Annotated in this window: 22 protein-coding genes and 1 tRNA gene; 18 read left to right on the top strand and 5 right to left on the bottom strand. The window is 67.2% G+C overall.

What is annotated here, in order from left to right; translation table 11 throughout:
• The 5 genes from meaB to AC1DYD_RS05675 are packed head-to-tail and all read left to right on the top strand — an operon-like array spanning position 1 to position 6,221.
• A complete protein-coding gene (gene meaB / locus AC1DYD_RS05695) occupies positions 1 to 1,062 on the top strand; it encodes a methylmalonyl Co-A mutase-associated GTPase MeaB (RefSeq protein WP_478171778.1) in 1,062 nt (353 codons plus the stop codon).
• 46 nt (positions 1,063 to 1,108) lie between these two features.
• Positions 1,109 to 2,641 (top strand): acyl-CoA carboxylase subunit beta, encoded by a 1,533-nt coding sequence (locus AC1DYD_RS05690; RefSeq protein WP_478171777.1) that lies wholly within the window; start codon positions 1,109 to 1,111, stop codon positions 2,639 to 2,641.
• Positions 2,642 to 2,658: 17 nt separating this feature from the next.
• On the top strand, positions 2,659 to 4,707 hold the full coding sequence (locus tag AC1DYD_RS05685) for an acetyl-CoA carboxylase biotin carboxylase subunit (RefSeq protein ID WP_478171776.1): 2,049 nt from the start codon (positions 2,659 to 2,661) through the stop codon (positions 4,705 to 4,707).
• Positions 4,708 to 5,748, top strand: coding sequence for a biotin synthase BioB (gene bioB / locus AC1DYD_RS05680; protein ID WP_478171775.1), 1,041 nt, complete (start codon positions 4,708 to 4,710; stop codon positions 5,746 to 5,748).
• On the top strand, positions 5,745 to 6,221 hold the full coding sequence (locus tag AC1DYD_RS05675; protein WP_478171774.1) for a VOC family protein: 477 nt from the start codon (positions 5,745 to 5,747) through the stop codon (positions 6,219 to 6,221). The genes bioB and AC1DYD_RS05675 overlap by 4 nt, the downstream gene beginning before the upstream one ends.
• A 129-nt stretch (positions 6,222 to 6,350) precedes the next feature.
• Here the strand turns inward: AC1DYD_RS05675 and AC1DYD_RS05670 are convergent, their stop codons facing one another.
• The 5 genes from AC1DYD_RS05670 to AC1DYD_RS05650 all read right to left on the bottom strand — a co-directional run bounded on the left by AC1DYD_RS05670 (position 6,351) and on the right by AC1DYD_RS05650 (position 10,906).
• Positions 6,351 to 6,983 (bottom strand): LysE family translocator, encoded by a 633-nt coding sequence (locus tag AC1DYD_RS05670; RefSeq protein WP_478171773.1) that lies wholly within the window; start codon positions 6,981 to 6,983, stop codon positions 6,351 to 6,353.
• Positions 6,980 to 7,609, bottom strand: a complete 630-nt coding sequence (locus AC1DYD_RS05665; RefSeq protein ID WP_478171772.1) for an RnfABCDGE type electron transport complex subunit B — start codon at positions 7,607 to 7,609, stop codon at positions 6,980 to 6,982. Before AC1DYD_RS05665 ends, AC1DYD_RS05670 begins: the two co-directional genes overlap by 4 nt.
• Before the next feature lie 4 nt (positions 7,610 to 7,613).
• Positions 7,614 to 9,011, bottom strand: a complete 1,398-nt coding sequence (locus tag AC1DYD_RS05660; RefSeq protein WP_478171771.1) for a polyhydroxyalkanoate depolymerase — start codon at positions 9,009 to 9,011, stop codon at positions 7,614 to 7,616.
• A 114-nt stretch (positions 9,012 to 9,125) separates the two neighbouring features.
• Positions 9,126 to 9,737, bottom strand: coding sequence for a nucleotidyltransferase family protein (locus AC1DYD_RS05655; RefSeq protein WP_478171770.1), 612 nt, complete (start codon positions 9,735 to 9,737; stop codon positions 9,126 to 9,128).
• Positions 9,710 to 10,906: an amino acid aminotransferase gene (locus tag AC1DYD_RS05650; RefSeq protein WP_478171769.1), complete on the bottom strand. Its 1,197-nt coding sequence runs from the start codon at positions 10,904 to 10,906 to the stop codon at positions 9,710 to 9,712. Before AC1DYD_RS05650 ends, AC1DYD_RS05655 begins: the two co-directional genes overlap by 28 nt.
• Positions 10,907 to 11,012: 106 nt before the next feature.
• On the opposite strand from AC1DYD_RS05650, the gene uvrB reads away from it, so the two are divergent.
• The 13 genes from uvrB (at position 11,013) to AC1DYD_RS05585 (ending at position 22,028) form a co-directional block, all read left to right on the top strand.
• Complete coding sequence (uvrB, locus tag AC1DYD_RS05645) at positions 11,013 to 13,121, top strand: excinuclease ABC subunit UvrB (protein WP_478171768.1); 2,109 nt, start codon at positions 11,013 to 11,015, stop codon at positions 13,119 to 13,121.
• A gap of 335 nt (positions 13,122 to 13,456) precedes the next feature.
• Complete coding sequence (iscR, locus tag AC1DYD_RS05640) at positions 13,457 to 13,993, top strand: Fe-S cluster assembly transcriptional regulator IscR (protein WP_158720462.1); 537 nt, start codon at positions 13,457 to 13,459, stop codon at positions 13,991 to 13,993.
• Positions 13,994 to 14,068: 75 nt separating this feature from the next.
• Complete coding sequence (locus tag AC1DYD_RS05635; protein WP_478171767.1) at positions 14,069 to 15,289, top strand: IscS subfamily cysteine desulfurase; 1,221 nt, start codon at positions 14,069 to 14,071, stop codon at positions 15,287 to 15,289.
• Positions 15,290 to 15,308: 19 nt separating this feature from the next.
• On the top strand, positions 15,309 to 15,722 hold the full coding sequence (iscU, locus tag AC1DYD_RS05630; RefSeq protein WP_478171766.1) for a Fe-S cluster assembly scaffold IscU: 414 nt from the start codon (positions 15,309 to 15,311) through the stop codon (positions 15,720 to 15,722).
• Between the two features lies 1 nt (position 15,723).
• Positions 15,724 to 16,047: an iron-sulfur cluster assembly protein IscA gene (gene iscA, locus AC1DYD_RS05625; RefSeq protein ID WP_286368289.1), complete on the top strand. Its 324-nt coding sequence runs from the start codon at positions 15,724 to 15,726 to the stop codon at positions 16,045 to 16,047.
• Between the two features lie 49 nt (positions 16,048 to 16,096).
• Positions 16,097 to 16,615: a Fe-S protein assembly co-chaperone HscB gene (gene hscB, locus AC1DYD_RS05620; protein WP_478171765.1), complete on the top strand. Its 519-nt coding sequence runs from the start codon at positions 16,097 to 16,099 to the stop codon at positions 16,613 to 16,615.
• A 42-nt stretch (positions 16,616 to 16,657) separates the two neighbouring features.
• Entirely contained in the window at positions 16,658 to 18,514 is a 1,857-nt protein-coding gene (hscA, locus tag AC1DYD_RS05615; protein ID WP_478171764.1) for a Fe-S protein assembly chaperone HscA, read from the top strand.
• Positions 18,515 to 18,517: 3 nt separating this feature from the next.
• Complete coding sequence (fdx, locus tag AC1DYD_RS05610) at positions 18,518 to 18,856, top strand: ISC system 2Fe-2S type ferredoxin (protein WP_478171763.1); 339 nt, start codon at positions 18,518 to 18,520, stop codon at positions 18,854 to 18,856.
• Positions 18,856 to 19,575 (top strand): DNA polymerase III subunit epsilon, encoded by a 720-nt coding sequence (gene dnaQ, locus AC1DYD_RS05605; RefSeq protein WP_478171762.1) that lies wholly within the window; start codon positions 18,856 to 18,858, stop codon positions 19,573 to 19,575. Before fdx ends, dnaQ begins: the two co-directional genes overlap by 1 nt.
• Before the next feature lie 76 nt (positions 19,576 to 19,651).
• Positions 19,652 to 19,726: transfer RNA gene (locus tag AC1DYD_RS05600), tRNA-Val, on the top strand.
• A gap of 83 nt (positions 19,727 to 19,809) precedes the next feature.
• Positions 19,810 to 20,907: an NAD(P)/FAD-dependent oxidoreductase gene (locus tag AC1DYD_RS05595; RefSeq protein ID WP_478171761.1), complete on the top strand. Its 1,098-nt coding sequence runs from the start codon at positions 19,810 to 19,812 to the stop codon at positions 20,905 to 20,907.
• Between the two features lie 92 nt (positions 20,908 to 20,999).
• Positions 21,000 to 21,308, top strand: a complete 309-nt coding sequence (locus AC1DYD_RS05590; protein ID WP_478171760.1) for a glycine zipper domain-containing protein — start codon at positions 21,000 to 21,002, stop codon at positions 21,306 to 21,308.
• A 33-nt stretch (positions 21,309 to 21,341) separates the two neighbouring features.
• A complete protein-coding gene (locus AC1DYD_RS05585; RefSeq protein WP_478171759.1) occupies positions 21,342 to 22,028 on the top strand; it encodes a phage holin family protein in 687 nt (228 codons plus the stop codon).
• Positions 22,029 to 22,031: the final 3 nt, after the last annotated feature.

Genomic DNA, 22,031 nt, shown 5'->3' with positions numbered 1-22,031 from the left:
ATGCCGCCCGCCAAGTCACCGGCCACGGTGGACGCGCTGCTGGCCAGCGGTGGTCCCTCGCAGCGCCGCGCGATCGCCAAGACGATCACGCTGCTCGAATCGACCCGCGCCGACCATCGCGCCCAGGCCGATGCGCTGCTCACGGCGCTGCTGCCGCACACCGGCAAGTCCTTCCGCCTCGGCATCTCGGGCGTGCCCGGCGTCGGCAAGTCGACCTTCATCGAGACCCTGGGGCTCTTCCTGATCGATCAGGGCCACCGCGTCGCGGTGCTCACCATCGATCCATCGTCCACCGTCTCGGGCGGCTCCATCCTCGGCGACAAGACGCGCATGGAGCGGCTCTCGATGGATGAGCGCGCCTACATCCGGCCCAGCCCCTCGAGCGGCACGCTGGGCGGCGTGGCCGAGAAGACACGCGAGGCGATGCTGGTCTGCGAGGCCGCCGGCTACGACATCGTGATCGTCGAGACGGTCGGCGTCGGCCAGAGCGAGACCGCGGTCTCGGGCATGACCGACATGTTCGTGCTGCTGCAGTTGCCCAACGCAGGCGACGACCTGCAGGCGATCAAGAAGGGCGTGATGGAGCTGGCCGACCTGGTGGTGATCAACAAGGCCGACATCGAGCCGGATGCCGCCACCCGCGCGCAGGCCCAGATCACCTCGGCCTTGCGCCTGTTCGGCCACCACGGCAATCCGGCGCACGCGCAGGCCATGCACGCCGCCCATGCCACCCCGGGCACGCCCGAAGCCGAAGTTCGTTTCTGGCAGCCCAAGGTGATCCAGATCAGCGCGCTGCGGGGCACCGGGGTCGACGCCTTCTGGGCCGCCGTGCTGCAGTTCAAGGCGCTGCAGACGGCCAACGGCCGCTTCTCCAGCCGGCGCGAAAAGCAGGCGCTGGCCTGGATGTGGGAACGCATCGACGCCGGCCTCAAGCAGGCCTTCCGCCAGCATCCGCAGGTGCGGGCGCTGCTGCCCCGCACCGTGGCCGAGGTGGCGGCCGGCACCTTGCCCGCATCGACCGCTGCGCGCCAGCTGCTCGCCGCGCAGGCCGGACAGGCGTAGCCTGCGGCAGTCCCTTTCAAAAGATCAACTCTTACGACGGAACGTCATGAAAGAAATCCTCGAACAACTCGAAAAACGCCGCGCCCAGGCGCGTCTCGGCGGCGGCCAGAAGCGCATCGACGCCCAGCATGCCAAGGGCAAGCTGACCGCACGCGAGCGCATCGAACTGCTGCTCGACGACAACACCTTCGAAGAATGGGACATGTTCGTCGAGCACCGCTCGAGCGACTTCGGCATGGCCGACCAGAAGATCCCGGGCGATGGCGTGGTCACGGGCTACGGCATGATCAACGGCCGCCTGGTCTTCATCTTCAGCCAGGACTTCACGGTCTTCGGCGGCGCCCTCAGCGAGGCCCACGCCGAGAAGATCTGCAAGGTGATGGACCAGGCCATGAAGGTCGGCGCCCCGGTCATCGGCCTCAACGATTCGGGCGGCGCCCGCATCCAGGAAGGCGTGGCCTCGCTCGGCGGCTATGCCGACGTCTTCCAGCGCAACGTGATGGCCTCGGGCGTGGTGCCGCAGATCAGCATGATCATGGGCCCCTGCGCCGGCGGCGCGGTGTATTCGCCGGCCATGACCGACTTCATCTTCATGGTGAAGGACAGCAGCTACATGTTCGTCACCGGCCCCGAGGTGGTGAAGACCGTGACGCACGAGGACGTGACGGCCGAGGAGCTCGGCGGCGCCTCGACCCACACCACCAAGAGCGGCGTGGCCGACATGGCCTTCGAGAACGACGTCGAGGCGCTGATGATGCTGCGCCGGCTCTACAACTACCTGCCGCTCAACAACCGCGAGAAGCCGCCGGTGCGCCCGAGCGGCGACCCGGCCGAGCGCGCCGACCTGTCGCTCGACACGCTGGTGCCCGACAACCCGAACAAGCCCTACGACATGAAGGAGCTGATCACGAAGGTGGTCGACGACGGCGAATTTTTCGAGCTGCAACCCGATTACGCGAAGAACATCGTGATCGGCTTCGCGCGCATGGACGGCCAGAGCGTGGGCATCGTCGCCAACCAGCCGCTGGTGCTGGCCGGTTGCCTGGACATCAAGTCGTCGATCAAGGCGGCGCGTTTCGTGCGCTTCTGCGATGCCTTCAACATCCCGGTCGTGACCTTCGTCGACGTGCCCGGCTTCATGCCCGGCACCAGCCAGGAGTACGGCGGCATCATCAAGCACGGCGCCAAGCTGCTCTACGCCTACGCCGAATGCACGGTGCCGAAGATCACGGTGATCACGCGCAAGGCCTACGGCGGCGCCTACGACGTGATGGCCTCCAAGCACCTGCGCGGCGACGTGAATCTCGCCTGGCCGCGCGCAGAGATCGCCGTGATGGGCGCCAAGGGGGCGGTGGAGATCATCTTCCGCGAGGACAAGAACGACCCCGAGAAGCTCGCCGCGCGCGAGGCCGAGTACAAGGCGCGCTTCGCCAATCCCTACGTGGCCGGCACCCGCGGCTACATCGATGACGTCATCCTGCCGAGCGAGACGCGCAAGCGCATCTGCCGCAGCCTGGTGATGCTGCGCGAGAAGAAGCTCGAGAACCCGTGGCGCAAGCACGGCAACATTCCCCTCTGAGATCGGGAGACCCCAACATGTTCAAGAAGATCCTGATTGCGAATCGCGGAGAGATCGCCTGCCGCGTCATCAAGACCGCCAAGAAGATGGGCATCCGCACGGTGGCCGTCTATTCTGATGCCGACAAGGACGCGCGCCACGTCGAGCTGGCCGACGAGGCGGTGCACATCGGCGCCTCGGCCAGCCGCGAGAGCTATCTGCGGGCCGACCGCATCATCGCGGCCTGCAAGAAGACCGGCGCCGAAGCGGTGCATCCGGGCTACGGCTTCCTGTCGGAGAACGAGGCCTTCGCCCGCAAGGTCGAGGAGGAGGGCATCATCTTCATCGGCCCGAAGCACTATTCGATTGCCGCGATGGGCGACAAGATCGCCTCGAAGAAGCTCGCGAACGAGGCCAAGGTCAATACGATCCCGGGCTGGAACGACGCGATCGAGACCGCCGAGCGCGCGGTGGAGATCGCCAAGGACATCGGCTACCCGGTGATGATCAAGGCCTCGGCCGGCGGCGGCGGCAAGGGCCTGCGCGTGGCCTTCAACGACAAGGACGCGTTCGAAGGCTTCACCTCCTGCCGCAACGAGGCGCGCAACAGCTTCGGCGACGACCGCGTGTTCATCGAAAAGTTCGTCGAAGAGCCGCGCCATATCGAGATCCAGGTGCTGGGCGACTCTCACGGCAGCGTGATCTACCTCAACGAGCGCGAATGCTCGATCCAGCGCCGCCATCAGAAGGTGATCGAGGAGGCGCCGTCGCCCTTCATCAGTGAGGCCACGCGCAAGGCGATGGGCGAGCAGGCCGTGGCGCTGGCCAAGGCCGTGAACTACCAGAGCGCGGGCACGGTCGAATTCGTGGTCGGCAAGGACCAGAGCTTCTACTTTCTCGAGATGAACACCCGGCTGCAGGTGGAGCATCCGGTGACCGAGGCGATCACCGGTCTCGACCTGGTCGAGCTCATGATCCGCGTCGCCGCCGGCGAGAAGCTGCCGCTGGCGCAGAAGGACGTCAAGCGCGAAGGCTGGGCCATCGAGTGCCGCATCAACGCCGAGGATCCGTTCCGCAACTTCCTGCCCTCGACCGGCCGGCTGGTCCGTTTCCAGCCGCCGAAAGAGACCATGTTCTCCGCCGACACCGAGCACCTGCACGGCGTGCGGGTCGACACCGGCGTCTACGACGGCGGCRAGATCCCGATGTTCTACGACTCGATGATTGCCAAGCTGATCGTGCACGGCCGCGACCGCGCGCACGCCATCGCGCTGATGCGCGAGGCGCTCAACGGATTCGTGATCCGCGGCATCAGCAGCAACATTCCGTTCCAGGCGGCGCTGCTCGCGCATCCGAAGTTCGTCAGCGGCGACTTCAACACCGGCTTCATCGCCGAGCACTACGGCCGCGGCTTCCATGCCGAAGACGTGCCGCACGACGATCCCGATTTCCTGGTCGCGTTGGCGGCCTACATGCACCGCCGCTACCGGGCGCGCGCCTCGGGCATCAGTGGCCAGCTCGACGGCCATGGCGTGAAGGTGGGCGAGCAGTTCGTGGTGGTTGTGATGGATGACAAGGGTCTGCATGTGCACAAGCCCGTGTCGGTCACCGATTTCCATGGCCACACCGGCTCCAGCGCGGTGGCGGTGGGCAGCCACGTCTACAAGATCGACAGCAAGACGTCGCTCGGCAGCATCCGGGTCGAAGGCATGGTCAACAACCGGGCCTTCGTCGCGCAGGTCGAACGCGGCGCCGGCAAGAATCCGCTGTCGCTGCGGGTGGCGCACAACGGCACGCAGATCGAGGCGACGGTGCTTTCGCCGCTCGGCGCGCGGCTGCTGTCGCTGATGCCCTACAAGGCGCCGCCGGACCTGAGCAAGTTCCTGATGTCGCCGATGCCGGGGCTGCTGGTCGAGGTCTCGGTGCAGCCCGGCCAGCAGGTCCAGGCGGGCGAGAAGCTCGCGGTCATCGAGGCGATGAAGATGGAGAACGTGCTGTTCGCGGCGCAGGACGGCGTGGTCGGCCACATCGCGGCGGCCAAGGGCGAATCGCTCGCGGTCGACCAGGTCATCATGGAGTTCGCATAGATGGGTGCCAACGACCTGAAGGCGGCCGAGTCCCGGACCGTCACGCTGCATCGTCCGCCGGCAGCATCCGCCACGCCGCGCGGCCCCTGGTCGGTGGCGGCGGTGCAAGCGCTGCTCGACAAGCCTTTCAACGACCTGCTGTTCCAGGCGCAGACGGTGCACCGCGAGAATTTTCCCGGCGGCGATATCGAGCTCGCCACGCTGCTGTCGGTCAAGACCGGCGGCTGCCCCGAGAATTGCGGCTATTGCCCGCAGTCGGCCGAATTCGACACCGGCGTCAAGGCGCAGAAGCTGATGGAAGTCGACGAGGTGCTGCGCGCCGCGCGGGCCGCCAAGGCGGCCGGCGCCACGCGCTTCTGCATGGGCGCCGCCTGGCGCGCACCCAAGGACCGCGACGTCGAGAAGGTCGCGGTGCTGGTCGAGGCCGTCAAGGGCCTGGGCCTGCAGACTTGCGCGACCCTCGGCATGCTCGAGCCGCAGCACGCGCTGCAGCTCAAGGCCGCCGGCCTCGACTACTACAACCACAATCTCGACACCGCCCCCGAGTACTACACCGACATCGTCGACACGCGCAGCTACCAGGACCGGCTCGACACGCTGGCCCATGTGCGTGCCGCCGGCATCAGCGTCTGCTGCGGCGGCATCGTCGGCATGGGCGAGGCGCCGGTGCATCGCGCGGGGCTGATCGCCCAGCTGGCCAACCTGGATCCGTACCCCGAGTCGGTGCCGATCAACAGCCTGGTGCGCGTGCCCGGCACGCCGCTGGCCGATTCGGAGCCGATCGATCCGCTGGATTTCGTGCGCATGATCGCGGTCGCGCGCATCACGATGCCGAAGGCGCGCGTGCGCCTGTCGGCGGGCCGGCAGCAGCTCGGCGAGGCGGTTCAGGCGCTGTGCTTCCTGGCAGGCGCCAATTCGATCTTCTACGGCGACAAGCTGCTGGTCACGGGCAACCCCGACGTCGAGGCCGATGTGCAGTTGCTGGCCAAGCTGGGCCTCAAGGGGCGTTCGACCTCCGAAAAACAGGGAGCATGCGCATGACGCGTCCATTCAAGGTGCTGGGCATCCAGCAGATCGCGATCGGTGGTCCGGACAAGACCCGCCTGCAGAAGCTGTGGGTCGAGATGCTGGGCCTCGAGGTCACGGGCACGTTCAAGAGCGAGCGCGAGAACGTCGACGAGGACATCTGCGCGATCGGCAGCGGTCCCTTCAAGGTCGAGGTCGACCTGATGCAGCCGCTGGACCCCGAGAAGAAGCCCGCGGTCCACGCCACGCCGCTCAACCACGTGGGCCTGTGGATCGACGATCTGCCCGCGGCGGTCGAGTGGTTGACCGCGCAGGGCGTCCGCTTCGCGCCGGGCGGCATCCGCCAGGGCGCGGCCGGCTTCGACATCTGCTTCCTGCATCCGAAGAGCAACGACGAATTCCCGATTGCGGGCGAGGGCGTGCTGATCGAGTTGGTGCAGGCGCCCCCGGAAGTGGTGACGGCCTTCTTAGCGCTGGCCGGGGGTTGACGCCTGGCCCGCGCAGCGCGGCCCGTTGGTGAAACACCGCGGAACCGGCTTTGCCGGGCCGCTGGTGTTGCCCCCGGTAGGGGGTGGGCGGGCTACACGCAGTGAGCCCAACCTGGGGGCGAGCAACAATTATCCGGGGCGACGCCAAAGCGCCAGCGTCGCCGCCAGCAGCCACATCCCCGCCGCGCAACCACGGTTGAGCGCGCGCAGGCTGCGCTGCGAGAGCCAGCGCACGGCCTGTGTGCCGGCGGTCGCGTAGGCCAGCATCACCAGGGTGTCGATGCCGACGAAGATCGCGCCCAGCACCACGTACTGCGGCCCTTGGGGCTGGGCGATGACGACGAACTGGGGCAGGAAGGCGGCGAAGAACAACAGTGACTTCGGGTTCGACAAGGCCACGGCCAGGCTTCGCAGAAGCGCCAGCCGTCCGCGCAGCGGCCGGCTCGGCGAGGCGGCCAGCACGGCGCCAACGTCCGCCGGCGGGGTGCGCCAGAGCTTGATGCCGAGCCAGACCAGGTAGAGGACGCCGGCGACGCGGATCGCATTGAAAAGCCACTCGGACGCTGCCAGCAGGGAGCCCAGTCCGAGCGCCACCGTGGCAATCACGATGCTGCTGCCCAGCGACGCACCGGCAATGCCCCAGGCCGCCGCGCGCATGCCGCCGGAGATGCCGTTGGAGAGTGCCAGCAGCATCGTCGGGCCGGGCGTGATGGCCAATGCCGTCGAGGCCAGGACGTAGAGCAGCAGGGTGTCGAGGCTCATGGCTTGGGCGTGGCTTTGGCGGCAGCGGCTCGGGCCCGCGCCAGCGCGGCTTCGACGATCGCGCGCTTGCGCTCGGCAGCCTCGGGCGCGTCCGGCGGCACCTCGCTCTGCGGCGCAACCACGGGCCCGCTGCGGGCATGTCGTGCGGCATGTGCGGCGTAGCGTGCGCGTGCGTGCTCGGCCTGCGCCCGGGACCAGGCCTGCCAGCCGCTGCGGCCCGGCGTGACGGTCTCGAGCGAGATGCAGTCGACCGGGCAGGCCGGAATGCACAGTTCGCAGCCGGTGCAATGCGCATCGATCACGGTGTGCATGCGCTTGTGGATGCCGACGATGGCATCGGTGGGGCAGGCATCGAGGCACAGCGTGCAGCCGATGCACCAGGCTTCGTCGATCACCGCCAGGGCGCGCGGCCCCTCGACGCCGAACTGCGGATCGATCGGCCGCGCCGCCTTGCCCGTGATCCGCGCCAGTCGCGCGACGCCCTCGGCACCCCCGGGCGGGCATTGGTTGATGTCGGCCTCGCCGGCGTCGATGGCTTCGGCGTAGCCGGCGCAATCGGGGTAGCCGCAGCGGGTGCACTGCGTCTGCGGCAGCGCGTCCAGCAGGCGGGCGGCCGTCGGCGTCACGGCCTCAGCCGGCCTTGCGCCGGGCCGGGGCCGACCGGCGCGCCGGCGTTGTCTTGCTCGCGGCCGCCGTCTTCTTCCTTGCCGGGCTGGCCTTGATCGGGTCTTCGGCGGCCAGGATCGTGCGGCTCGCGCGCTTCTGCGGCTTGTCGTACGCCGCGATGAAGGCGCGTACCTCCGGGTAGACATGCTCGCGCCATCGGCGTCCGCTGAAGATGCCGTAGTGTCCGGCACCCTTGACCTCGAGATGCCGTTGTTCCTTGGCGGCGACGCCGGTGCACAGTTCGTGCGCGGCACGGGTCTGGCCCGAGCCGGAGATGTCGTCCAGTTCGCCTTCGACCGTCAGCAGGCCGGTCAAATGGATGTCCTGCGGTCGCACAGGCTCGCGCTCGCCGGCCGCGTTCGTCACTTCCCAGGTGCCGTTCACCAGGTCGAACTTCTGGAACACCGTGCGGATCGTTTCGAGGTAGTAGTCGGCGTCCATGTCGAGCACCGCGTTGTACTCGTCGTAGAACTTGCGGTGGGCCTCGGTGCTGGCGTCATCGCCCTTGATCAGGTCCTTGAAATAGTCGTAGTGGCTGCTGGCATGGCGGTCGGGGTTCATGGCCACGAAGCCGGTGTGCTGCAGGAAGCCCGGATAGACGCGCCGTCCGGCGCCCGGGAAGCCGTCCGGCACCCGGTAGATCACGTTGTTCTCGAACCACTCGAAGCTCTTGTTCATCGCCAGGTTGTTGACCGCCGTGGGCGACTTGCGGGCGTCGATCGGACCGCCCATCATGGTCATCGACAGCGGCGTCTTCTCGCCGCGGCTGGCCATCAGAGACACCGCGGCCAGCACCGGGACCGTCGGCTGGCAGACGCTGATCACATGGCAGTTGCCGTACTCGGCCTGCAGGTAGCCGATGAAGTCCTCGACGTAGTTGACGTAGTCGTCGAGGTGGAATTCGCCTTCCGAGAGCGGCACCAGGCGCGCGTTGATCCAGTCGGTGATGTAGACCTTGTGGCCCTGGAGCATGGTGCGCACCGTGTCGCGCAGCAAGGTCGCGTAGTGGCCCGAAAGGGGCGCCACGATCAGCACCACCGGCTGGCTCTTGAGCGTCTGCAGGGTGTCGGGCTCGTCGGTGAAGCGCTTGAATCGGCGCAGCTGGCAGAAGGGCTTCTCGATTTCGACGCTTTCGTGGATTACCACGTCGTGGCCGTCGACCTTGACCGTCTTGATGCCGAATTCCGGCTTCTCGTAGTCCTTGCCGAGTCGATACAGCAGGTCGTAGCCGGCGGCCATGCGCTGTGCCATCGGCGTCTGCCCGAAGGCCGCGCCCTGGCCGTAGAGTTTGGAGGCCGCCTGCGCGAAGTCCGCGAACGGTTCCATGAGGGAGCGCTGCGCTTCATAGAGTTGGTAAAGCATCGGAGGGCCTGAACTGAAAGTTGTTGCGATGCAATATATCAGCAGCGCCGCGGCCGAAGTAGGGGGCGCGCCCCACTTCAGTTCTTTCCGCGTGACATCTTCCCGTTTGTCGGACTAGCCGGGGATTGCGAACGAATCGAGCACCGTGAGCCAGGGCCAGCGGGCCTGGTAGTCGGCCGCCTTGGCCGCGTACAGGCGCGGCTGGTGGCAGCGCGGATTGGGCCGCAGGACACCCTCGTACAGCGCCTGCAGGCCGTGGGGCGCATAGAGCGTCAGGCCGCCTTCGCCCGGCTGCAGGCCGACGCAGGTGCAGTCCACCAGGAAGCGGTCGATACCGTCCTGGGCGCACTGCGATGCCGCATAGCTGCCGCCGAAATAGTCCGCGTACCAGGTGTGAACGCGGGCCTGGTTCTTGGTCTCGATGGTGACGGGCAGCCCGCAAAAATGCCGCTGCACGCGCCCGTCGACCCGCCGTTCGGCTTCCGCCGACAGATCGGAGGCGTCGAAGTAGAACAGGTCGTAGTCGCGGATGCCCGCCTCTGGTGGCCGTCCGCACTGCCCGTTCCAGACGCTCTGGAACAGGCAGCCGGCCACCAGCCAGGCATCCGGCAGCGCCAGCGCGGGCAGGCCCTCGAGGATCGCGCGGTTGTGCGGGTTGCGCAGCGCGTCCTCGATGAAGCGGCCGGACAGGGCCGGGCTCAGAGAACCTTGGCGATGCTCTCGCAAACGTAGCCGATGTTCTTGCTGTTGAGCGCAGCGACGCACATGCGGCCGGTGTCGGTGCCGTAGACGCCGAACTCCTCGCGCAGCCGCACCATCTGGTCCTTGGTCAGGCCCGAGTAGCTGAACATGCCGATCTGGGAGGTGATGAAGCTCATGTCCTGCTTCACGCCGGCGGCCTTGAGGCCGTCGACCAGCTTCTGGCGCATGGCCTTGATGCGCACCCGCATCTCGGCCAGTTCCGCTTCCCAGACGGCGCGCCGTGCCGGGTCGTTGAGCACCGCCGCCACCACCGCGCCGCCGTGGATCGGCGGGTTGCTGTAGTTGGTGCGGATCGCGATCTTGAGCTGCGACAGCACGCGCGCGGCTTCTTCCTTGCTCTCGCAGAGCACCGAGAGGGCGCCCACGCGCTCGCCGTAGAGGCTGAAACTCTTGGAGAACGAGGTCGAGACGAAGAAGGTCAGTCCGGCTTCGACGAACTTGCCGATCACGGCGCCGTCTTCCTGGATGCCGTGGCCGAAGCCCTGGTAGGCCATGTCGAGGAAGGGGGTCAGCTCGCCGGCCTTGACGGCGGTGATGACCTGGTCCCACTGGGCCGGCGTGATGTCGTAGCCGGTCGGGTTGTGGCAGCAGGCATGCAGTACCACGATGGTGCCCGCGGTCGCCGCCTTCAGCGCCGCCAGCATGCCTTCGAAGTCGATGCCGCGCTTGGTGGCGTCGTAGTAGGGGTAGCTTTCGACAGTGAAGCCGGCGTTGGTGAACAGCGCACGGTGGTTTTCCCAGCTCGGGTCGCTGATCAGCACCTTGGCCTGCGGCGTCAGCTTCTTCAGGAAGTCGGCGCCGACCTTCAGGCCGCCGGTGCCGCCGATGGCCTGGATGGTGGCGACGCGGCCGGAATTCACCGGTTCGCTGTCGGCGCCGAAGACCAGTCCCTTGACCGCGTTGTCATAGGCGGCGATGCCGTCGATCGGCAGGTAGCCGCGGGCGCTGGGCGCCTTCATCATGTCCTCTTCCGCGGCCTGCACGCACTTCAGCAGCGGCAGCTTGCCGTTGTCGTCGTAGTACACGCCCACGCCGAGGTTGACCTTTTTCGGATTGCCGTCGGCCGCAAATTGCTCGTTGAGGCCCAGGATCGGGTCGCGAGGCGCCATTTCGACGGCGGTGAACATTGACATGGAAAGTCCTTTGGATGATCGGTTCACGTGAAGCCGGGTCCTGCGTTACGCTGCCCGGTTAGCTTGAATTTTACCGGCCGCGCCACCAGCTTCCGGAGTCCACGCCATGCCAGAAATGTCAGAAGTCATTCCCGAACCGCAACACGCCGACCCGGTGGGCCCGCAAAAGCAGGGCGAATTCGTCAGCTTTCCCGGTTCCCCGTTCGAACTCTTCCAGCCCTATCCGCCGGCCGGCGACCAGCCGAAGGCCATCGAGGGCCTGGTCGAAGGCGTGCAGGACGGCGAGGTGTTCCAGACCCTGCTGGGCGTCACCGGTTCCGGCAAGACCTTCACCATGGCCAACGTGATCGCGCGGCTGGGCCGCCCGGCGATCGTGTTCGCTCCCAACAAGACCCTGGCGGCCCAGCTCTACAGCGAATTCCGCGAGTTTTTCCCGAAGAACGCGGTCGAGTACTTCGTCAGCTACTACGACTACTACCAGCCCGAGGCCTACGTGCCGCAGCGCGACCTGTTCATCGAGAAGGACAGCTCGATCAACGAGCACATCGAGCAGATGCGGCTGTCGGCGACCAAGAGCGTGCTGGAGCGGCGCGACACGGTGATCGTCGCGACCGTGAGCGCCATCTACGGCATCGGCACGCCCGAGGACTACACGCAGATGCGCTTCATCATGCGGCAGGGCGACAAGATCGGCCAGCGCGACGTGATCGGGCGGCTGATCCGCATGCAGTACACGCGCAACGAGCAGGATTTCTCGCGCGGGACTTTCCGGGTGCGCGGCGACACCATCGACGTCTTCCCCGCGGAGCACAGCGAACTGGCGATCCGGATCGAGCTGTTCGACGACGAGATCGAGTCGCTGCAGCTGTTCGACCCGCTGACCGGCCGCATCCGGCAGAAGATCCCGCGCTTCACGGTCTATCCGTCGAGCCACTACGTGACGCCGCGCGACAAGGTCCTGAGCGCGGTCGAGACCATCAAGCTCGAGCTCGACGAGCGGCTGAAGTTCTTCGTCGGCGAAGGCAAGCTGGTGGAAGCGCAGCGGATCGAGCAGCGCACCCGCTTCGACCTCGAGATGCTGGCCGAGATCGGCCACTGCAAGGGCATCGAGAACTACACCCGCCACCTGTCGGGCGCCGCGCCCGGGGAGCCGCCGGCGACCCTGACCGACTACCTGCCGAAGGACGCGCTGATGTTCCTCGACGAGAGCCACCAGATGATCGGCCAGCTCGGCGGCATGTACAACGGCGACCGGGCGCGCAAGACCACGCTGGTCGAATACGGCTTCCGGCTGCCTTCCGCCCTGGACAACCGGCCGCTCAAGTTCGAGGAATTCGAGACGCGGATGCGCCAATGCATCTTCGTCTCGGCGACGCCGGCGCAATATGAAAAGGACAAGGCCGGCAACGTGGTCGAGCAACTGGTGCGGCCGACCGGCCTGATCGACCCCGAGGTCGAAGTCCGGCCCGCCACCCATCAGGTCGACGACGTGCTGCAGGAGATCCGCCTGCGGGTCGACAAGAACGAGCGCGTGCTGATCACCACGCTGACCAAGCGGATGGCCGAGCAGCTGACCGACTACCTGAGCGACAACGGGGTCAAGGTGCGCTACCTGCACAGCGACATCGACACCGTCGAGCGGGTCGAGATCCTGCGCGACCTGCGCCTTGGGGCATTCGACGTGCTGGTCGGCATCAACCTGCTGCGCGAAGGCCTGGACATCCCGGAGGTCTCGCTGGTGGCCATCCTGGATGCCGACAAGGAAGGCTTCCTGCGGGCCGAGCGCTCGCTGATCCAGACCATCGGCCGGGCGGCGCGCAACCTGAACGGCAAGGCGATCCTCTACGCCGACCGCATGACGGACTCGATGAAGAAGGCGATCGACGAGACCGAGCGGCGCCGGGCGCGCCAGGTCGCGCACAACGAGGCCCATGGCATCACGCCGCGCAGCATCCTGAAGGAGGTCCGCGACCTGATCGACGGCGTCTACAGCGAGAAATCGGGCAAGGAGGCGGCCAAGCGCGAGCTGGAGCGCGCCAAGGTCGAGGACATGTCCGAAAAGGACGTGGCGCGCGAGATCAAGCGGCTCGAGAAGCTCATGCTCGAGCACGCCCGGAACCTCGAATTCGAGAAGGCGGCCCGCGTCCGCGACCAGCTGGCCGAACTGCGCGAGCAGGCCTTCGGCGCCTCCGGCCACGACAACATCGCTCTCTGAGTCATTGCGGGACAGACCAACAAACCGCGCAGCGGTTTTTGCTCTGTCCCCAACTGACTAGCGATTGCGGGACAGACTAAGAAACTGCGCAGCAGTTTTTGCTCTGTCCTCAACCGATCAGAGCGGCGGCCGGCGCAATCGGGTTTACCCGAGCAGGCCTGAGGGGCTTCTGCTATACTTGACCGAAATACTCAAGAACAAAAGAACTTCGCGATGAAGGGCGACTCCAACCGATCGGCACACCAGCCGGACGAGGGTCGTGCAGGGCGGAGACGAGGTCACCGCGGCCCTTGGGCGCGGTGTCATTTCCACGGTAAGCACTCAAGGAGCTTGCGATGCGTCTCACTACCAAAGGCCGCTTTGCGGTTACGGCCATGATCGACCTGGCGCTGCGCCAGAATACCGGTCCGGTCACGCTGGCCGCGATCAGCCAGCGGCAGCAGATTTCGCTGTCCTATCTCGAGCAACTGTTCGGCAAGCTGCGCCGCCACGAGCTGGTCGAGTCGACGCGCGGCCCCGGCGGCGGCTATTCCCTCGGCCGCAAGGCGGCGGACATCACTGTGGCCGACATCATCGTCTCGGTCGACGAGCCGATCGACGCCACCCAATGCGGCGGCAAGGAAAACTGCCTCGGCGAAGCGGGTCGCTGCATGACCCACGAGCTGTGGGCCTCGCTCAACCAGCGCATGGTCGAGTTCCTCGATTCCGTCACGCTGCAGAAGCTGGTCGATGACCAGATCGCCAAGGGCGTGCAGATCGAGAACAAGCCGGCCGTCAAGCGCGCGATCTCGGCGCAGCCAGTGGTCAAGCCGATCCGCGTCAACGCGCCGAACTCGGTCTTCGCACTGGGCAACGCGTTCGCCAAATCCTGATCCGGCGGCGCCTTCGGGCGCCTCCCTTTGAATCACTCCGAACAAAGATCAACCCCACGCCAGCCTGAGCCAGCCATGGACGTCACTCCTCATTTCCCCATCTACCTCGACTACGGCGCCACGACGCCGGTCGATCCGCGCGTCGTCGACGCGATGATTCCCTGGTTGCGCGAGCATTTCGGCAATCCGGCGTCGCGCAGTCACGCTTGGGGGTGGGAGGCCGAGGATGCGGTCGAGAAGTCACGTGCCGAAGTGGCCGGCCTGATCGGCGCTGACCCGCGCGAGATCGTCTGGACCTCCGGCGCCACCGAGTCGAACAACCTCGCCCTCAAGGGCGCGGCGCATTTCTACAAGGGCAAGGGCAAGCACCTCATCACGGTCAAGACCGAGCACAAGGCGGTGCTCGACACCATGCGCGAGCTCGAGCGCCAGGGCTTCGAAGTGAGCTACCTGGATGTCCAGGAAGACGGCCTGCTCGACCTCGAGGCGTTCAAGGCCGCGATCCGGCCCGACACCATCCTGGCGAGCGTGATGTTCGTCAACAACGAGATCGGCGTGATCCAGGACGTGGTCGCGCTCGGCAACATCTGCCGCGAGAAGGGCGTGATCTTCCACGTCGACGCGGCGCAGGCCACCGGCAAGGTCGAGATCGACGTCAAGACGCTGCCGATCGACCTGATGAGCCTGGCGTCGCACAAGACCTACGGCCCGAAGGGCATCGGTGCGCTGTACGTGCGCCGCAAGCCGCGCGTGCGGCTCGAGGCCCAGATGCACGGCGGCGGCCACGAGCGCGGCATGCGCTCGGGCACCCTGCCGACGCACCAGATCGTCGGCATGGGCGAGGCCTTCCGCCTGGCCAAGCTCGAAATGAAGGCCGATGTGGCCAAGGCCGCAGCGCTGCAGAAGCGCCTGCTAGACGGCCTGAAGGACGTCGAGCAGGTCTTCATCAACGGCAATCTCGAACACCGCGTGCCGCACAACCTGAACATGAGCTTCAACTACGTCGAAGGCGAGTCCCTGATCATGGGCATCAAGGGCCTGGCGGTGTCCAGCGGCTCGGCCTGCACCTCGGCCAGCCTGGAGCCCAGCTACGTGCTGCGCGCGCTCGGGCGCAGCGACGAGCTGGCCCACAGCAGCCTGCGCATGACCATCGGCCGTTTCACGACCGAGGAAGAAATCGACTACGCGATTTCGACCATCAAGCACAACGTCGCCAAGCTGCGCGAACTCAGCCCGCTGTGGGAGATGTTCAAGGACGGCATCGACATCAGCACGATCCAGTGGTCGGCTCACTGAAAATTCAAAGAGGTACCCCATGGCTTACTCTTCCAAGGTCATCGACCACTACGAAAATCCCCGCAACGTCGGCTCGTTCGAAAAGGGCGACGACTCGGTAGGCACCGGCATGGTCGGCGCACCGGCCTGCGGCGACGTCATGAAGCTGCAGATCAAGGTCAACCCCGAGACCGGCGTCATCGAGGACGCGCGCTTCAAGACCTACGGCTGCGGCTCGGCGATCGCCTCGTCCTCGCTCGTGACCGAATGGGTCAAGGGCAAGACGCTCGACCAAGCGGCGGCGCTCAAGAACGCCCAGATCGCCGAGGAACTGGCGCTGCCGCCGGTCAAGATCCACTGCTCGATCCTGGCCGAAGACGCGATCAAGGCGGCGGTCAGCGACTACAAGGCCAAGCACGGCGTGGCGGCCGCAACCACGGAAGCCACTCACTGACATGGCTGTGACACTGACCGAATCGGCCGCGCGCCACGTCACCCGCTATCTCGGCAAACGAGGCAAGGGCGTGGGCGTGCGGCTGGGCGTCAAGACCACGGGCTGCTCGGGCCTGGCCTACAAGCTCGAGTACGTGGACGAGTTCGCGCCCGAAGATGTGGTCTTCGAGGACCACGGCGTCAAGGTGCTGGTCGACCCGAAGAGCCTGGCCTACATCGACGGCACGCAGCTCGACTTCGTGCGCGAGGGCCTCAACGAGGGCTTCAAGTTCAACAATCCGAACGAACGCGACCGCTGCGGCTGCGGCGAAAGCTTCCGCATCTGAGCCTGACCGGCCCCAGACCGAGCCGCCAACATGGCGGCTTTTTGATGTCATGAATCTGAACGATACCGATTTCCAGCTCTTCGCCGTGCCGGCGACCTTCGCGCAGGACCGCGGTGTGCTCGACACACGCTGGAAGGAACTGCAGCGGGAAGCCCATCCGGACCGCTTCGCGGCGCAGGGCGCAGCGGCGCAGCGGCTGGCGATGCAGTGGTCGGTGCGCATCAACGAAGCCTACCAGCGGCTCAAGAACCCGATCAAGCGGGCCACCTACTTGTGCGAACTGAATGGCGCGGGCATTCAGGCCCATACCAATACCGCGATGCCGCCCGAGTTCCTGATGCAGCAGATGGCATGGCGCGAGGAGCTCGACGACGCCGCCGATGCCGTCGCGCTCGACAAGCTGCGCGCCGAGGTCGAGGCCGGACGTGCCCGCGCGCTGTCCTCGCTCGACTGGCTGATCGACGAGAAGGGCGACTACGCCGAGGCGGCGCGGCAGGTGAGAGCCCTCATGTTCATCGAGCGTTTTGCCGAGGACATCGAGGCCAAGGCCGATCAGTGGGGACAATAGCGGCATGAATCATTTCCCCGTCCATCACCTCGAGGAGGCCTGATGGCATTGCTCCAGATTTCAGAACCGGGCCAGGCGCCCGATCCGCACCAGCGCCGAATCGCCGTCGGCATCGACCTCGGCACCACCCACTCGCTGGTCGCGGCGGTGCGCAACGGCGTCGCCGAATGCCTGCCGGACGCCGAAGGCCGCGTGCTGCTGCCTTCGGCGGTGCGCTACCTCGACACCGAGCGCCGCCAGATCGGCCACGACGCGTTGGCGGCGCGGGCCGTCGACCCCGCCAATGTCATCACCTCGGTCAAGCGGCTGATGGGCCGCGGCCTGTCGGACATCGCCAACCGCGATGCGATGGCCTACCACCTGACGGGTGACGGCGGCATGGTCAAGGTGCGGACCGCGGCGGGCGAGAAGTCGCCGATCGAGGTCAGCGCCGAGATCCTGGCGACCCTGCGCTACCGGGCCGAAGACACCTTCGACGACGACCTCCACGGGGCTGTGATCACGGTCCCGGCCTATTTCGACGAAGGCCAGCGGCAGGCCACCAAGGATGCGGCCCAGCTCGCCGGGCTCCGTGTGCTGCGCCTCATCAGCGAGCCGACGGCGGCTGCGATCGCCTATGGGCTGGACAACGCCAGCGAAGGCGTTTACGCGGTCTATGACCTGGGCGGAGGCACCTTCGACATCTCGATCCTGCGGTTGACGCAGGGTGTGTTCGAGGTCGTCGCGACCGGTGGCGATTCGGCCCTGGGCGGCGACGATTACGACCATGCGCTGGTCGACTTCGTGCTGTCGCAACGGGGCCTCGAGGCCCGCAGCGACGCCGATCGGTCGGCCCTGCTGGTGGCCGCCCGGGCCACCAAGGAGGCGCTCTCGAATGCCGATTCGGCCACCTTCAGTGCCCGCCTGTCGGGTGGGGAGTCCGGCATCGAGGTCCGGCGCGAGCAGTTCGAGGCCACCACGGCCGAATTGACCGCGCGCACCATCACGGCCGTGCGGCGCGTGCTGCGCGATGCGCGGCTGGCGTCGGGCGAGTTGCAGGGCATCGTGCTGGTCGGCGGCGCCACGCGCATGCCGCAGATTCGCCGCGCCGTGGCCGAATGCCTCGGCCGCGAGCCCTTGACCAACCTCGATCCGGACCAGGTGGTGGCGCTCGGCGCCGCGATCCAGGCGAACCAGCTGGCCGGCAACGGCGGCACCGACGACCTGTTGCTGCTCGACGTGATCCCGCTGTCGCTGGGCATCGAGACCATGGGCGGCCTGGTCGAGCGGATCGTGCCGCGCAACCAGACCATCCCGACCGCCATGGCGCAGGACTTCACCACCTACAAGGACGGCCAGACCGCGCTGGCGCTGCACGTGGTGCAGGGCGAGCGCGACCTGGTCGCCGACTGCCGCAGCCTGGCGCGCTTCGAGCTGCGCGGCATCCCGCCGATGGCTGCGGGTGCGGCGCGCATCCGCGTGACCTTCACGGTCGACGCCGACGGCCTGCTCGGCGTGAGCGCGAAGGAGCAGGGCAGCGGCGTGGAGGCGAGCGTCACGGTCAAGCCGTCCTACGGGCTTTCCGACGAACAGATCGCGACCATGCTGAAGGACAGCTTCTCGACCGCGCAGCAGGACATGCAGGCCCGCGCGCTGGTCGAGGCGCGGGTCGATGCCGACCGCATGCTGATGGCGACGCAGAGCGCGCTGGATGCCGATGCATCGCTGCTGTCGGCCGAGGAGCATGCAGTCATCGAACAACTGATGGCCGCTTTGCGCAGCGCGCGCTCGGCCAATGAAGCCGCCGTCGTGGAGGCCGCCACCAAGGCGCTGGCGGACGGCACCGAAGCCTTCGCGGCGGCCCGGATGAATGCAGGCATCGCGCGCGCGCTCGCCGGCCGACAGATCGACTCTCTCTAGAACATGCCCACGATCAAGATCCTTCCCCATCCCGAGTACTGTCCGCAAGGCGCCGAGATCACGGCCGCCGCCGGCACCTCGATCTGCGAGGCCATGCTCGAGAACCACATCAACATCGAGCATGCCTGCGAGATGAGCTGTGCCTGCACCACCTGCCACGTGATCGTGCGCAAGGGCCTCGAGTCGCTCAACGAGGCGGAGGAGGGCGAGGAAGACCTGCTCGACCGGGCCTGGGGCCTGGAGCCGCAGTCGCGGCTGAGCTGCCAGGCGATCCTCGCGCAGGCCGATCTGACGGTCGAGATCCCGAAGTACTCGATCAACCACGCCAAAGAGAAGCACTGATGAGCCGACTGATCGTCCTCGACACCGAAACCACGGGCCTGTCGGCGGAGAACGGCGACCGCATCATCGAACTCGGATGCGTGGAGCTGTTCAATCGCAAGCTCACCGGCAACGACCTGCACATCTACTTCAACCCCGAGCGCGAGAGCCACGAGGACGCGCTCAAGGTGCACGGGCTGACCACCGATTTCCTGCGCGACAAACCGAAGTTCCCGACGCTGGCCAAGGACATCGTCGACTACCTGCGCGACGCCGAACTGATCATCCACAACGCGGCCTTCGACGTCGGCTTCCTCAACAAGGAACTCGAACTCGCAGGCCTGCCGCCGCTCGCCAGCTTCGTCGGCGAGGTGACCGACACGCTCGCGATGGCCAAGGCGGTGTATCCGGGCAAGCGCAATTCGCTCGATGCGCTGTGCGACCGCTTCGGCGTCGACCGCTCGAACCGCACCTTCCACGGCGCCAAGCTCGACGCACAGCTGCTGGCCGATGTCTACATCAGCCTGACGCGCGGGCAGGATGCGCTGTTGATCGACATCGCGTCGAACGAGCCCGCGCACGGCACGGTGGTGTCGATCGACCTCGGCGCCTTCGAGTTGCCGGTGCTGGTCGCGACCGAGCACGAACTCGCCGCGCACGAGGAAGTCCTGGCGCAGCTCGACAAGTCGAGCAACGGCCGCACGCTTTTTCGCCAGACTGTCGAGAAAGCTGTGGCATAATCTGAGGCTTCGCGCCACACGGTGCGAACATCCAGATGGCAAGCAGTCCGAGGTTCACTCGGGCGTCGCGCGCCGAGGGCGGTTAGCTCAGGGGTAGAGCACAGCATTCACACTGCTGGGGTCGGAGGTTCGAAGCCTCCACCGCCCACCATTCACTTCCTTTCCTTGTCGTGCCGCATTCGGCCCTGGCCGGAGTGCGTCCGGGGCCCTGCTCCATGGCGCTAAGCTCGCGGAATGGACGAATTCGATTGCGCCGTCATCGGCGCCGGTGTTGTGGGGCTGGCCGTTGCGCGTGCGCTGGCGCTGAAAGGCCGCGAGGTCATCGTGCTGGAGTCCGAGGGAGCGATCGGGACCGGGACCAGTTCGCGCAACAGCGAGGTCATCCACGCGGGCATCTACTACCCGGAAGGCTCTCTCAAGGCGCGGCTGTGCGTCGAGGGCAAGCAGCTTCTCTATGCGTATGCGGCTCAGCGCGGGCTGCCGCACCGGCGCTGCGGCAAGCTGATCGTCGCCACCAGCGAGGCGCAAGTCGGTCAGCTCGATGCGATCGCAGCCAAGGCCCGGGCCAATGGCGTGGATGATCTGGCGCCGCTCACCCGGGCCCAGGCCCAGGCCATGGAGCCGCAACTCGAATGCCTGGCCGCGCTGCATTCGCCGAGCACCGGCATCGTGGACAGCCATGCGCTGATGCTGAGCCTGCAGGGCGACCTCGAGAATGCCGGCGGCGTGGTCGCGCTGAAATCTGCGGTCATCGGCGCCGAGTGCGGCAGCAGCGGCATCGTGCTGGAGTCCGCAGACGGGACGGCCTTGCGCTGCGACAGCGTCGTCAACGCGGCCGGTCTCGCCGCGCCGCTGCTGGCCCGCCGGTTCGAGGGCCTGCCCGCCGGTTCGTTGCCGGGGGCCTGGTATGCCAAGGGCAGCTACTTCACGCTCGCCGGCCGCGCGCCCTTCAGCCGCCTGATCTATCCCGTGCCCGAGGCCGCGGGCCTGGGCGTTCACCTGACGCTCGATCTCGGCGGCCAGGCGAAGTTCGGTCCGGACGTGCAGTGGGTGGCCTCGCCCGACGACCTGGTCGTGGACCCGGCGCGGGGCGACGGTTTCTACGCCGAGGTCCGCAAGTACTGGCCGGCGCTGCCGGACGACGCGCTGGTGCCGGGCTATGCCGGCATCCGGCCCAAGATCTCGGGCCCGGGCGAGGCCGCGRCCGACTTCATGATCGAGGGGCCCGAGGCGCACGGGGTGCCGGGCCTCGTCAACCTGTTCGGGATCGAGTCGCCAGGGCTGACCAGCAGCCTCGCGATCGCCCGGCGCGTGGTGGATCTGCTGTCGTAGAGCCGCGCGGGCATGTACCATGGAACGGCGCGCCATTTGTCGGCGCTGTGTCGCCGGCGCGGTGCCGGCTTGACTGAGGAGGACCTTTTTCGATGACTGCTTCCACCAACCTCGAAGCCGCGGCCAACGCCGTGGCCGAAGACATCGCGAGCGACGTCCGTGGCGTGCTCGCCAGCAAGGACCTCGATTCCGTGCCGCAGATCAAGGCGCTGCGCCAGCGCATCGACAGCAAGCTGGCGATCGCGCGCGAACTCGCGGCCGAGAAGAGCCGGATTGCCGCCAAGAAGGCCCGCGAAGCCGCCAACACGGCCAACGCCTATGCGCACGACGAGCCGTGGCAGATCGCCGGCGCCGCGCTGGCCGTGGGTGTGCTGGTGGGCCTGCTGCTTGGGCGCCGCTGATTTGACGCGCCAGGGCGCGGCGGAGCTGACGCGATGAGCTTCGCCGGCCTGTTCGGCCTCAAGTCTCGCCTGCGCCGCCTGCGCATCCTGGCCGGCGAAGGCGCGCTGGCCGCCGAAGATCGTGCGCAGCTCCTGAGGCTGGCCTGGGACGAAGAGAAGAAGCGCCTGCGGCAGATGCTCGCGCTGGGGGTCTTGGTGGTCGGCCTGACGACCGTCGTCATTGCGCTGCTGTCGGTGGCGATCGTGGTCCATTTCTGGGACACGCCGTACCGAACCACGGCAGCCTGGGTGCTGGCGCTGCTCTGGACCGGGCTCTGGGCGGCGGCCGTGCTGCTGCTGATGGGCACGCTGCACAGATCCTCGGCCTTCGCGTCGGCGCGCCAGACTTTCGAGCGCGATCTCGAATGGATCCACCACCGCTTCGGCGTCGAGCATGACGAAGAGCTTCCGGATACCTCGGTGTCCCTGAGCAGCGAGCAGCTGGTCGCCCGGATCGAGCGCCAGCGATTGCGCATCGCGACGCTCGAGGCAGCGGCGACGGGCGCCGGCGAGGCGCCGGTCCCGAAGGAATCCGCCACCGCCGCGGCCATGCGCATGGCGCGCGAGCATCCGGTGGCCACCGGCGTCGCGGCCGCAGCGGTGATCGCGGTGTTGGGCCCGCGTCGCGTGGTCCGCTGGGCGACCGTGATCGCGCCGGTGCTCTGGCGGATGCGCGGCTGAGGC

It is taken from the genome of Variovorax sp. P4_B11 (assembly GCF_056402355.1).
This window is presented reverse-complemented; position numbering and strand designations above follow the sequence as displayed.